This is a genomic window from Paenibacillus sp. FSL R5-0908 (assembly GCF_038006245.1).
GTDB classification, from domain to species: Bacteria; Bacillota; Bacilli; order Paenibacillales; family Paenibacillaceae; genus Paenibacillus_AQ; species Paenibacillus_AQ odorifer.
Map to the genome: position 1 here is coordinate 6819507 of NZ_JBBOUV010000001.1, position 13065 is coordinate 6832571.

Genomic DNA, 13065 nt, shown 5'->3' on the forward strand with positions numbered 1-13065 from the left:
GTGTGTGAGTGATAAAACCTATATTCTTCATTTCAGTGAATCCAGCATCATCTTCCTTGTGCTTACGGAAACAGCTCGTCCATCGTCGTCTAATCGCCAGCTTAAGTTCGTGGATCTTGCCCCGCCTCCCCGGCGTCACCCCTCTCAATATATACAAGGAACCAAGAGGTTCACATATTACCGTACAGACTGAACATTGGCAGCATAATGGCGGCCACAATCACACCTACAACAGCGGCTAGAAAAGCAATCAATAATGGTTCAAGCAGCGACTTCAAACGGTCGACGGTATTCTCCACGTCCATCTCATAAAAATCAGCTACCTTAGACAACATCGTGTCGAGCGCCCCTGTCTCTTCGCCAATCGCTATCATCTGCGTAACTAGTGGCGGGAAGACCCAGGCTTTTTTTAGCGGCTCAGATAGTGGATTACCTTGTCTCAGCGAATCCCCTGCACTACGGATGAATTTCCCGATGACCTTATTTCCTGCTACCTCCTCAACAATCACCAAGGACTGTAGGATCGGTACAGAGCTGGCATAAAGAGAAGAAAAAGTACGCGTAAACTGAGCAATCGAGCCTTTTTGATTCAGCTTACCGAACACAGGTATCTTAAGCTTGGCATAATCCAGAGCGTAAGCACCCTTCTCCGTACGTTTTGTAATCTGAAAAGCTATCACTAGGAGAAGTACTCCGAGTATCCAGAAATACCATTGACCTTGAATGCTTTTGCTAAGTGCCAAGACCATCTGTGTAACTGCCGGAAGCTCGGCATCCATCGATTCAAACATCGTTACAAACTGCGGCACAATCGCCCAAAGTAGATAGATAACCGCGGCAATCGCCATAACCCCTACAGTAATCGGGTACGTAAGCGCTGATTTTATCTTCTCTGTCGTGGTATGCTGTTTCTCAAAAAACATAGCCAGCCTGTCCAACGTCCCCTCAATATCACCGGATTCCTCACCGGCACGGATCATGCTGACAAATAGCTGCGGGAAGATTTTTTTATGATCCTGAACGGCTTGTGAGAACGATATCCCGCGCATCAGGCTGGAATTAACATCTACTAACGCTTTGCGCAGTGGCTTACTCTCGGTCTGCTCTGCCAAAATACGCGTTGCATCCACAATTGATACTCCCGCCCGCATAAGCGTGGCAAACTGCCTGCAATAAATGATGAAATGAAGCGGCTTAACGGGATTACCAATATAGATGTCCATCGATAAAATTGTGGTTTTGCGTTCAATCAGTGAAAATACCGTAAGTCCCCGCTTGCGCAGCTCCTCCATCGCCGTAGGTTTATCGGTTGCTGTTAGTTTCCCTTTGATAGATTTGCCCGCGGATGTCTTCACCTGATATTCAAAAAGAGGCATCAGCTGCTCACCTCCGCCATAAACGCCTTAGCTGCTGCTGGATCAATAAGCCCCTGCGATAAATAGTCACGGATGCTCATGTCCAAGGTGTGCATGCCTTGTGAGCGCCCGGTTTGCATTACATTTTTGATCTGATGTGTTTTTTCGGTACGAATAAGATTGGCTACGGCTGGTGTATTGACCAAAATTTCCGTTGCGCATAAACGCCCCCGACCTCCAGCCCTTGGGAACAACCGCTGACTGACTACTGCCAGCAGCACTGATGCTAGTTGTGAACGAATCTGTCCCTGTTGATGGCCCGGAAAAGCGTCGATAATTCGGTCAATTGTCTGTGGTGCATCTGTTGTATGTAAGGTAGCCATCACAAGATGACCTGTCTCTGCGGCCGTAACCGCTGCTGAAATGGTCTCCAAATCCCGCATCTCACCAACGAGAATAACATCGGGGTCCTGACGTAAGGCAGCACGTAATCCATTAGCAAAACTAGCCGTATCACTTCCCACTTCACGTTGATCTACTAGACAGGTTCCATGGTTATGTAGAAATTCTATCGGATCTTCCAACGTCACTATATGTTTGCTCTCCGTCTGGTTAATATAATTCAGCATAGCTGCAAGCGTAGAAGATTTGCCGCTGCCTGTGGGACCTGTAACCAAAATTAGACCTTGTGGCTTAAGCGACAAAGTAGTTAAAATTGAAGGCATCGACAGCTGTTTCAGACTCGGAATCTCTGCAGGAATGGCCCGGGCGGCGATACTAACCTCGCCCCGCTGACGATAAACGTTCACCCGGAATCTTACCCCACCATCAAGCGGATATGAAAAATCCAACTCGCCCGCATTCCGAAATGCTTCCATTCGTTCATTACCAAGTAGCATTTTGGCCATATCTGCCGCTTCTTCAGCAACCACGGACTCACCCTCAAGCGAGTGCAGCTTTCCATCCATCCGAATAACCGGCGGTGATCCTACGGAAATATGTAAGTCAGAAGCTTTGGAGGAGTAAGCCGTTTGTAATAGTTGTCTAATATCCCGCGTATACGTTGGCATTAGCCGCTCCCCCTAAGTTAGAATGCTAAATCCCTGTTAACCTCTAATGTGAGACCGTCTCGCGCATGACTTCTTGAAGCGTTGTAATTCCTTGACTGACCTTGAGCAGTCCGTCATCCATCAGTTGAACAAGCCCAGCCGTTTTACCTGCTGCACGCAGTTCTTCTACTGAGGCAGTGTTTGTTATGAGCTTTCGTAAGTGATCATCAATACTGAGTACTTCATGAATCGCTATTCGTCCACGATAGCCAGAATTGTTACAGCTACCACAACCGCGTCCACGCTGTAATTCTTCCGCAGGTAGTCCTAAGCTACGTAGCATAATTGCTTCCTGTTCAGATGGTTTGTAGGTTTCTTTGCAGTCAGTGCAGATTTTGCGGACCAGCCGCTGTGCTACCACACCAATCAGCGAAGAAGCGATCAAATATGGTTCTACCCCCATATCCCGCAATCGGGAGACAGAGCTAATCGCATCGTTTGTATGTAAAGTAGACAACACTAGATGACCCGTTAATGAGGCGCGAACCGCAATTTCAGCAGTTTCCGCATCCCGTATTTCACCAACCATTACGATATTCGGATCTTGTCGAAGAATCGAACGTAGCCCAGCTGCAAAGGTTAGTCCAATAGCCGAGTTTACGTGCACCTGATTTACTCCTTCAAGCTGGTATTCCACTGGATCTTCGACTGTGATAATATTTGCGCTTTCTACATTAAGTTGATTCAATGCTGAATATAAAGTTGTTGTTTTTCCGCTACCGGTAGGTCCTGTGATCAGCAAAATCCCATAAGGACGAGCTATCATCTCCTTAAAAGCTTCTGCATTTCCCTCACTGAATCCCAAAGCATCTACAGATTTGACCCCTGTGCTTAAATCTAGCAACCGCAGCACAATCTTCTCTCCGTGCATCGTTGGTAATGAAGACACACGAATATCTACCATTTTGTAATCGAACTGCATTTTGATCCGCCCGTCCTGCGGCAAACGCCGTTCTGCGATATTCAGGCGGGCCATTATTTTCAGACGGGCGGTGATAAAGCCCTGCATCTGCTTAGGAATAATCCGCTCTGTCCGTAAGGTTCCGTCAATGCGGTAGCGGATGGTTAAATTATTTTCACCTGGATCCATATGTATATCAGACGCCCGCAGAGCAACTGCCTGCTGAATCATCTGGTTGACCAAACGTACGATTGGGGAGTCCTCATCTGTAATCTCGGTCTCTTCTATTTCTTCCTGTGTCGGGAGTTCTACCAGCATCTGATTCATAGAATCGCGCATGCCATAGTGGCGCGCAATCGCCCGCTGCAGCTCATCTCTCGTAGAAATAGCGGGTTCGATCCGGAAGCCAGTACTCATACGTAAATCTTCTATCGCAAAATAATCCAGCGGGTCCGCCATCGCAACCATCAGCTTGCCGCCCTCTTTTAAGAAAGGAAGCACCTGATATCGCTTAGCCATACTTTCAGGGATAATCTGCGTGATTGCGGGATCTATCTGGTATTTAAATAAACTGACATGCGGGATGCCGAGTTGAAATTCAAGCACTTCAATCAGCTGCTGCTCCGTGATATAGCCTTGAGAGATTAGCAGATCGCCGAGCTTACGTTTGCTCTTACGCTGTTCTGCGAGAGCCTCAAGCAACTGGTCCTGCGAAATAATATTATTTTCTACCAGCAAGTCTCCCAGTCTCTTTTTCGCGATAGCCAAGTCTATTCATCTCCGTATGCCGTTATTTATGCCGGCTGAAATAATGGATATTTTTTATAGAAATAGAAATCAAACTTCCAGCAAAATTCGCTCAAAAACGAAAGATATAATTACCATAAATACACCTTCCATAAATTTGTCAATTTTGAGTATTTTTCAATCTAACTAGGACTTTAGTTATAATTTAATAGGTATATTTCAATAGATTTATGTTGTCTATCAATGCTGAATGTCCTAGAATGTATATAACATAGATTGGATAATTTTACAACGATACGGAATGAAAAAGGCTGTCGGAATCTAGCATATACGAGACGGAATACGACCATATCTGCCAATAGTTAACAATCAGGGAGAGATGACAATGAAACTTGCCAGCAACAAAAAAGTTTTTATTTTTACAGTAACTACCCTGCTTCTCCTTCTGCTTGTTCTGCCGATCAAAAATCACTTTATGAATGTCGATGCCAGTTCAAATGAATACCAAATTCGTATGCTGGAGGTCAATGAAAATGGGGTTAGTGAGCTAGCATCTCTCAAAGCAGGGTTATCTAACCTTACGATTGACACGATGAGTATGAAGCGTTTTGTGGCGCTGCGGGATGATCTGGACGGGAGATATGATGCGGTATATATCGGGAGGGGGACTTACAATCCTGCACAGGTAAGTAATCAACAACCCGCCTCGGAGGAAAATAGAGCCAGAGCCCTTAATACCATAAGTATGAAGAATGACATTACTCATCTGAAGGCTGATCAAATTACGAAGGAATTTATCAACAAGGGATTATATGTTTTTTTTCATAACCAGCCCTTTAAAGACAAAGATACAAAACCCCAAACTGAGCAAGGTATACTGTACAGCTCTTTTAACAGTTATCGTCTTTCCACCTCCAACCCAAATGTTAAGTTTGTAGATGACAGTGAACTCGCGGATATTTTTGCCGATTTAAAAAAACAAGACTCCAAATACATAAGCAACTTGAAGAAACGCCCTCGTCTACAAATTACGAATAGAATTCCCAACTATGACCCTAATGCAACTAACAGCAAAATCTATGTTCCTGGGGAGAAGCTTTCTTTTAATTTCAATGTCACCATACCCTCTACACAAAATAGTGCTCCACTCTCAGTCAAACTGTACGTTGGTCTTGATAAATCCATCAAAATGGGAGAAAAACAGGTCGTTGCTGAAACTGAGATTAGTACATCCAGCGGAACTATTGAATACACTTTGCCAAAAACATACTCTGGGTTACTCTACTGGAAGCTAGAAGTTAATGATTACCACAGTACACAATTAAAAGACTTCGACAGCGGTGTAATTCGTTACCGTGGCGAGAAAACCATAGTAAATATTCTTCAGGTTATGCCGGACACTCTAACGGAAAGTAGCCTCCTGGACACTAGTAATATGAATCCAAATTTTCTCGATACATCTGACTATAAGCTCAATATAAAAATCGAAACGATGACTGAATTTAAAAAACATGTCGATGACAGCTATGCTGCAACACATAGTTACGGACTAAATGGCACCTATGACATGCTCATCTTTGGATTTGTAGACGAATACTACAAAAAATCTAATTTAAACACTAATGCGATCAACGCTATTACACAATTTACTGGTACCTTCAAGCAAAGCGCCTTGTTCACTCACGATACCATCATTAATTTAGACGCAAATAAAAAGAACTGGATCAATAATTTCATGGGGATTACTGGTCAGGTGAATCCTGAGACCAACTTAGGCCATAATGCCATCAATCTTTCCACCAAAGTTAAGCCGGTGAATGACGGGCTTTTGATGCAATATCCTTTTTATCTAAGCAAGAGGGACGACAGCAACCAGCAAATCAATATTTCCACACCACAAATTGCACCAACACATAACCAGTACTTCACACTTAATCTGGAAGATCCTGAAGTAGTATCTTGGTATAACATTCAAAGTGAAGCATCAGGTACGAGGATAAAACCAAATGGAGAATATAATCAATACCAACGTGATGCAGAGGATAGCTGGAATCAATATTACACATATTCCAAAGGAAATATTACCTACTCAGGTACAGGTCACTTTTTTGGAGTAAGTGATATTCCTGCCAATCTAAAGAAATTCCCTGTCTGGGAACAACAATTGTTCGTTAATACTATGTATCGTGCTTTTATTGGTGCCAATCATGCTCCAGAGATTACCGTGCATACGCCGGCTAATGATTCATCGATTCCGTCTTATCAAGAAACACTCCTTGTCGACTATACAGTAACTGATCTGGACTTTAACGATCGTGATCTAACAACTGAAGTCCGTTTCAAATCAGGGAACACATACTTTCCTATGATTGAAATAAGCAAGATGGACATCAAGTCCGGTCAAAATATATATAGAACAGTTGACAATCCGCTTCCTAACGGAGGTCTACTCGACATCGAAATTAAAGCTTGGGATCAAAATGGGGCGCTCTCAAGTAAAACGCTCAGAGTAAATGTCCTGCCGTCGAACACCAATTTGAGTGTAACACGATCTCTCTCTCAGAATGTTGTGAATGGCAAAATAGAAAAGGGAGAACCGGTCACTCTTAGTTATTCCATCACCCCAAAATCTGTACCGTTTGATAAAGTCGGCACGGTTAACCAGACCTCTAACACACAATTAATATCGGATATTGTATTTACCGAGAATCTCCCACCTAACCTGGAGATTTTAGGAGAATTACCAGCCGGTACGATCGTCACTGGAAATGCAACCAGTGGGTTTAGATTGACACGCAATCTAAATAACATAACCTATTCATTGAAAACGGTGAACGGAGCCCAAATCTATAAACCAGATTCTGAACAGCCTATAACGTTCCAAATCACAGTTAAACCGACCGAGACCCAAACCTATATTTTAAATGATTCCAAACTTAGTTATGTCGATATTCATGCCACATTGCCACCTCTAGGAATCTTAGGTAAATACAACGCATTTATCCTTCATACCACTTCACTTCGTGGAGGCACTATCAAGGGACCACTGGCTTCCGGGGGAACAGTCAACTTCAACAACGCGGGTATTACAGTAAATGAACAATTTAAAGACCAAGTGCCATATGGTATTGTCACGGGCGGAGATGTTTCCCTTCCCGAAGGAACAGTTTACGGAAACCTAATGGTTAAAGGCACCGTTAAAGACCAACGTCCTGGTTCTATCCAAAATGGTACCATCAATTACGGAGAACTTCTCGATTTCAGCAAGCAAGAGAGTTATCTCCTTGGACTCTCTGATGCTATTGCCAAGCTGCCTTCCAATGCCACGGCGACTCATGAATACGGAAAACTTACGGTCACAGGTAACTCAGATATCAATATTGTTAATATTTCTAGTTCAGCGTTAAATACGCTTAACAGTTCCGAGCTTAAGGTTCCGCCAGGATCAACGGTATTTGTTAATGTACAACAAGACAGTAACAGTGAACCATTCTTACATTTCCCACTGGGGAGCGATGGTAGCCGTGTGCTATACAACTTCCCTAACGCCAAGCCTTTGCTAATTTCCCAAGCCAACGTATACGGAACCATTCTGGCACCACGATCTACTATAAACTTTGATGGAGGACAGGTGTATGGAACAATCATTGGAGCTTCAATGAATATGAGTAGTGCCACTTTATACCATTTCCCTTTTGCCGGTAGCCTACCAGCGGAAATCTATCCGCTACCTGTTCCAATCCCAACAGATCCTTCATCGACTAATTTAGCGCGGACTACAATTTCGTTTGAGACTTTAACTTTTACAGCCGAATATAAGATTAACGCTCTGCAATTGGATGACAAAACTATTTATATAGGAGATGAGATTCGACTAATCCCAATAGTTACGCCTTCAGATTTAAGTAATTCTGCATTCCTCTGGACAACTAGTAATGCTTCAGTTGTGCAAATAGACTCCAACAGTGGCGATATTATCGGTTTGGCCAAAGGATCAGCACAAGTCACTGTTAAGGCTCTTGATGGTAGCGAAGTTACTGGTACTGCATTCATAACTGTAGAAAAACGTAATTCTCGTTCTCTATCAATTAAAGGATATGAAACAGGGCAAATCAATGAATCCATTTCGTTAACTGCCTCGTACGTTCAAGACAGTAAAGAACCTGAGACCAACATAACCTATATCTGGTCCGTTAAAAACATTACCTCTGGGGCAAGCACTGCTGTAATTAATACCAATCCAGAGTATCCCGGTGATGATACCGAAAAGATTTTCAGTGCGACGCAGTCAGGAACTTACCTAGTAAGTCTTACTGTAAATTCAAGTAACCCGGTTCCAATTACCCAAGAGAAAACCATAACAGTTACTAACCCACTAACCTCATTGTCGATTACAGGTCCAACAACGGTATTGATTGGAGGGCAAATCGATCTAAGCGCAAGTAGAAATCCTACGGATGCTGATCCAGCAACGCTAAGATGGAGATTCGTGAAATCAACGGATAAAAATATTACGGATGACACTATTACGAATGATCATATTGCTACTCTTACGCCTTCTAGTGATGGCTCAACCGCTAAATTGACTGCTGGTAATACCGCTAAAGAAGGACTGCTGATTGAGGTTTCATTCAAAGATATGACTTCAACACACGAGGTTAACATCGTTGATGCTTTGAAAGGGTTAAGATTTAAAGAACAGTCCATTACTATTGAAGTGGGCCATACTTTCCCGTTAACCAATATTTTATGGGCATTCCCTACCTCCATCTCGATCGAGCAAATCAAAGGTAACTTGAGTTGGGTAAGCGACAATTCTGGAATCGCCAGTGTCGATAATGGAACCAATATTGATAGCAGAGGAATTGTTACAGGTGTCAAAAAGGGATCAACCACCATTACAGTGACTTATACCGGAAGCACAGGCACAACAGCAGAAGCAGATATTACGGTTAAGGTTGTAGAACCCCAGAATGACGATCGTTACTAATCTTTACATTTAAAAATAAGAAACTTCCAACGAAAAAAAGGTATCCCTAAGAACTCGCTTAAGGATACCCTTTTTCAATTGGTCTCAATGACTCACAAGCTCCAGAGGGCCTACAGTTACATTCACCTGCTGCACACGCGGGAGGCTAGACTGCTGATGAGTAAAAACATCCTGATTATATTGAATCTGAAAACGGTGACCCAAATTATATCGATCCGCATCCTGATTTACAAAATTAAAGCCGAGAGCCGGATCTAAGGGCTCAGTTACTCCTCCTAGTACTGCGTTTACTGTAAGATTCCCTTTGGCAAAGAAGCCACCATTTAACCAAAAGATTGACCCCACTCCGTACAAATCAGCGTCACTATCCGTGTAAAAAAAAGCTTTCATATAAAATGAATCCTGCTCAACTTTTTTCTTAGGTGGATTAGTAAAAGTATCAATCCGGTTAATGAGCACATCTCCTTGAGATATGAGGACTAACTCCTTACTACTTAAACCTTGGATCACGGCGTCCTCGACTTTCGTTTCTCCTAAAACAAACATAGTAGAGTTGAATTTCACCTGACCTTTAATAGTAACATTACCTGTAACTAGAATATTAGCTTGAATCTCCAAAAATTCAGTTATATCTGGGCTATAGTTATTTACCTCCAGATCACCATTAACAATAAGCCATTTGGGCTTATTAGAAGGATTACCTGTTTTGGCTTCATCACTAAACTTTAACTGTTTGTAATCAATTCCATCGATAAGCATATTACCGTTATAAATCGTAGAATTATTTAAATCTTTATCCAACAAGGAGTTCTGATATATTCTCAATTGTTCTTCGTATTGGCTGCACTCTAGTTCATACTTATCCTTTTCTTCTTTTGTCGGATTATCTTCAAGTACTGGCTCAGTGTAGGGTGGATTCTCATCGGGTAGTCTATCCAATGCTGTTGCACTTAAGTAATCACCCAATCTTCCTTCCACAATAGCTTGCTCAAGTTCAGACCTTTTCCCGGTCAACCCTGTCGCTTCCTCCACTTTATCAAGAAACGATTCCAGCACATTAATCTGCACGAACTTTTTTTGCGGTTTGATAAACACCTGCTCTTTATTAACTCCCAGTATGTTAGGAAGAATAATTGAGGCGTTGTTTTTATTTACTGCTGCATTAATAATTCCATTTCCGGAATATTTAATACTTTCAAGTGATTGCACATGCACCTCGGGAAGAGGTTCCGTAGATGCTAGACTGGCAGGGTCTTTTAGTAATTCTACTTTAGGATATTGAGTCTTTTCTTTAAGATCTTTCACTTTCTTATACGTATAAACAGCCGTATCGCTGATGTTTAGTTCTTCACCCGCATATATATTGCCATGGAGACCAGGTGCTCCGTTTAATGTTAATACTTTTTCCGATCCAAAAGCATATTTAAGAAAATCAGGATAGGTATCAATGACTATCTTTTGTCTCAGCTGTCTGATGACGCCATTAACTGTGGCTTGTGCTTCAATATCGACATAATATTTTTGCTTATCCTGCTTCTCATAGGTGATGCTTTTGATCGTACCGCCAGCTCCAGATAACCCCGTACTTACGCCATTGTTAACGTCGACAACTTTGGTGGTCACCTCATTAACAATGCTTTTAATCTCATCTTCCATATGATCAGGATCAATATCCGTACGCCCATCCAACTTCGTCTGTATGTATGCCGCTGCTTCATCGAGCCCCTTTTGAGCCAGATGCAGGCTCTGCACGTCGTTTTCCCTTGTCTCCGTTCGTTGTGCGCCACCCATCGTTGCCCCGAGTACAGCTACTCCGAGTATAGTAAGTAGAAGAGCAACAAACATAACTAATACTAGGGCTGAGCCTCTTTCATTATTCTTCATCCCTCCTGCTCCTCCTAGAATCCGAATTTACTTTTCAACTCCAATGGGTAATCCCTTCCGTCGTAGCTCTGAACTAGCGATAAATCTATAGATATCAAGCCGCTATCACAAGGGATGCTATTCTGACACTCTAAAGTTATAGCAGAACCCTGTTCTAATTTAGATATCGTCTCAGTTCTTGCATCTACTGGTGGATCGACTACATTAGGATTTGCTATTGTAAGAGCACCATTAACAATACGAATCTGAGACTTAGTTCCATCCTGACGTTCTAACGTAATGTAGCTATCAATAATAGTCCCTGCATCATTTTTGAGAATAGTTGGAGTGACCTTCTCAGGAGCAAATGTATACAACTCCGTTATAATTGCGGACATTAACAAATCACCTTCGTCTCTTAATGAGTTTTCAATCGATATTTTATGATAGCTTCGTAAGCCCAGCATTGTTATCCCCGAAATAATTCCCGCTGCAACTGTAAACAACGATAGTGCCACAATTAGCTCCACTAATGTAAAGCCGCCTTCTCTGCGAAGAAGATTAACGAATTTTCTCATCGGTGATATATCCCTCCACAACAGGTTCACTTTGGGGTCCGCCAGAAGAATCCGCTCTGCTGACTTTGACCAACACAGGCAACAAATATACTGCCATCTTCTGTTTCTCCGGATCACTAGATTCCAAGCTTTGGTTATGTAGATCACGCTGATATTTAATATCTATCTGATAGTTCACACCATTTATTACAGGATTCAAAACCTGGTTTAAGATTTCTGTATCCTGAACAAGCCCCTTGTAATCCTCACATTTCAGAGAATCATCCGTATCCTTTTGGCATTTCACCGCCTCTATCGAATCATGATTCTGCTTTATAAAAAATTCCTTCATCGCCTCAAAATCCTGCTTCTCCACATAAAACAGCGCATTCCGCGCCAGATTGACCATAATCGTTTTGTTCTGGTTCGATTTAGAGAAACTCATGGCGTTAGTAAAGTAAGACGTAAGCACCAGAGAAACTATCGACAAAATAACTATAGCTGCCAGCACTTCGATTAATGTAAATCCTTTTTCCTGCTTTAGGCCCGGTTTCATCCTACTTTCCGCCTCTCGCCTATGAAAATACTTTTCGTATTTGCACGTTTTTCCTAAATTTTCTACTTCCATTATATTCTCTCATATCCAGCTACAGCAATCCTCAAAACCCTTATAATTCAGATATTTCTACAATATCTCTCACTTTTGGTCTATGCTATGATTTGGAAAGAGAGGAGATGAATGAAATGGCTTTAATAGAGTGCAAATTTTATTCTGAAGTACTAGGTTTGAATACCTCAATGACTGTAATTTTGCCGCAAAAAACAACTACACAAATCGGGATGAGTAATGTAACAAGAGGTGATCTTCACCCTACTTTGTATTTACTGCATGGCTTGTCTGACGATGATTCGATCTGGCTGCGCCGGACTTCCATAGAACGGTATGTAGCGGAGATGGGGATAGCTGTGGTAATGCCGAATGTGCACCGCAGTTTCTACACAGATATGGCCATGGGGGGCCGTTACTGGACCTTCATTAGTGAGGAGTTGCCGATGCTGGCGCGCTCATTTTTCCCGCTTTCCGATAAACGCGAGGAGAACTTTGTAGCCGGGTTGTCGATGGGTGGTTATGGAGCGATTAAGCTGGGACTGCGTAAACCGGAATCTTTTGCAGCAGCAGCGAGTTTGTCTGGAGCACTTGATATGGCGCATAATTTCTTGAACGGGGAAGGTGCTACCACTAAAAGCAAAGAATACGAAATGATCTTCGGAAAAGAAGATACCGCTGGAACGCCGGAAGACCTTCTTTGGCTGCTTGAGGAAGTGAACCGCTCCACGGGACCAAAACCAGCGTTGTATCAATGCTGTGGCACAGAAGATTTCCTATATACCGATAACTTGAGATTCCGCGATGCCTGCCAGGCAACCTCACTTTCTTTAACCTATGAAGAAGGACCGGGGACACATGAATGGGGATACTGGGATGCCAAAATCCGCGATGTGCTGGCATGGCTGCCTTTAAAAAGTAACTAGCTTTACTTAA

Annotated in this window: 8 protein-coding genes; 2 read left to right on the forward strand and 6 right to left on the reverse strand. The window is 42.7% G+C overall.

Features of this window, described 5'->3' with window-relative positions; all coding sequences use genetic code 11:
• Positions 1-170: 170 nt before the first annotated feature.
• Genes MKZ09_RS31035 through MKZ09_RS31045 form a run of 3 tightly spaced genes read right to left on the reverse strand, consistent with a single transcriptional unit; the run spans position 171 to position 4133 of the window.
• The gene (locus MKZ09_RS31035; protein WP_076205696.1) at positions 171-1376 is read right to left on the reverse strand and encodes a type II secretion system F family protein; all 1206 of its coding nucleotides are present in this window, start codon (positions 1374-1376) and stop codon (positions 171-173) included.
• Positions 1376-2425, reverse strand: a complete 1050-nt coding sequence (locus MKZ09_RS31040; protein ID WP_076205692.1) for a type IV pilus twitching motility protein PilT — start codon at positions 2423-2425, stop codon at positions 1376-1378. The genes MKZ09_RS31035 and MKZ09_RS31040 overlap by 1 nt, the downstream gene beginning before the upstream one ends.
• Positions 2426-2468: 43 nt before the next feature.
• On the reverse strand, positions 2469-4133 hold the full coding sequence (locus MKZ09_RS31045; RefSeq protein ID WP_076205687.1) for a GspE/PulE family protein: 1665 nt from the start codon (positions 4131-4133) through the stop codon (positions 2469-2471).
• A gap of 364 nt (positions 4134-4497) precedes the next feature.
• Here MKZ09_RS31045 and MKZ09_RS31050 point away from each other — a divergent pair, with 364 nt between their 5' ends.
• Complete coding sequence (locus MKZ09_RS31050; protein ID WP_076205683.1) at positions 4498-9102, forward strand: DUF5057 domain-containing protein; 4605 nt, start codon at positions 4498-4500, stop codon at positions 9100-9102.
• An 84-nt stretch (positions 9103-9186) separates the two neighbouring features.
• On the opposite strand, the gene MKZ09_RS31055 is transcribed toward MKZ09_RS31050, so the two are convergent.
• Genes MKZ09_RS31055 through MKZ09_RS31065 form a run of 3 tightly spaced genes read right to left on the reverse strand, consistent with a single transcriptional unit; the run spans position 9187 to position 12078 of the window.
• Entirely contained in the window at positions 9187-10986 is a 1800-nt protein-coding gene (locus MKZ09_RS31055; RefSeq protein ID WP_076205679.1) for a hypothetical protein, read from the reverse strand.
• A gap of 14 nt (positions 10987-11000) precedes the next feature.
• Complete coding sequence (locus MKZ09_RS31060; RefSeq protein WP_076137271.1) at positions 11001-11543, reverse strand: type II secretion system protein; 543 nt, start codon at positions 11541-11543, stop codon at positions 11001-11003.
• Positions 11527-12078 (reverse strand): type IV pilus modification PilV family protein, encoded by a 552-nt coding sequence (locus MKZ09_RS31065; RefSeq protein WP_076205675.1) that lies wholly within the window; start codon positions 12076-12078, stop codon positions 11527-11529. Before MKZ09_RS31065 ends, MKZ09_RS31060 begins: the two co-directional genes overlap by 17 nt.
• A gap of 188 nt (positions 12079-12266) precedes the next feature.
• On the opposite strand from MKZ09_RS31065, the gene MKZ09_RS31070 reads away from it, so the two are divergent.
• Positions 12267-13055, forward strand: a complete 789-nt coding sequence (locus MKZ09_RS31070) for an alpha/beta hydrolase (RefSeq protein WP_076123851.1) — start codon at positions 12267-12269, stop codon at positions 13053-13055.
• The last annotated feature ends 10 nt before the right edge of the window (positions 13056-13065 follow it).

What these genes read in the sequence shown, in the direction of transcription:
- MKZ09_RS31040 (WP_076205692.1), bottom strand. Translation starts at nt 2,425, where the DNA reads ATGCCAACGTATACGCGGGATATTAGACAACTATTACAAACGGCTTAC.
- MKZ09_RS31035 (WP_076205696.1), bottom strand. Translation starts at nt 1,376, where the DNA reads ATGCCTCTTTTTGAATATCAGGTGAAGACATCCGCGGGCAAATCTATC.
- MKZ09_RS31050 (WP_076205683.1), top strand. Translation starts at nt 4,498, where the DNA reads ATGAAACTTGCCAGCAACAAAAAAGTTTTTATTTTTACAGTAACTACC.
- MKZ09_RS31060 (WP_076137271.1), bottom strand. Translation starts at nt 11,543, where the DNA reads ATGAGAAAATTCGTTAATCTTCTTCGCAGAGAAGGCGGCTTTACATTA.
- MKZ09_RS31070 (WP_076123851.1), top strand. Translation starts at nt 12,267, where the DNA reads ATGGCTTTAATAGAGTGCAAATTTTATTCTGAAGTACTAGGTTTGAAT.
- MKZ09_RS31065 (WP_076205675.1), bottom strand. Translation starts at nt 12,078, where the DNA reads ATGAAACCGGGCCTAAAGCAGGAAAAAGGATTTACATTAATCGAAGTG.
- MKZ09_RS31055 (WP_076205679.1), bottom strand. Translation starts at nt 10,986, where the DNA reads ATGAAGAATAATGAAAGAGGCTCAGCCCTAGTATTAGTTATGTTTGTT.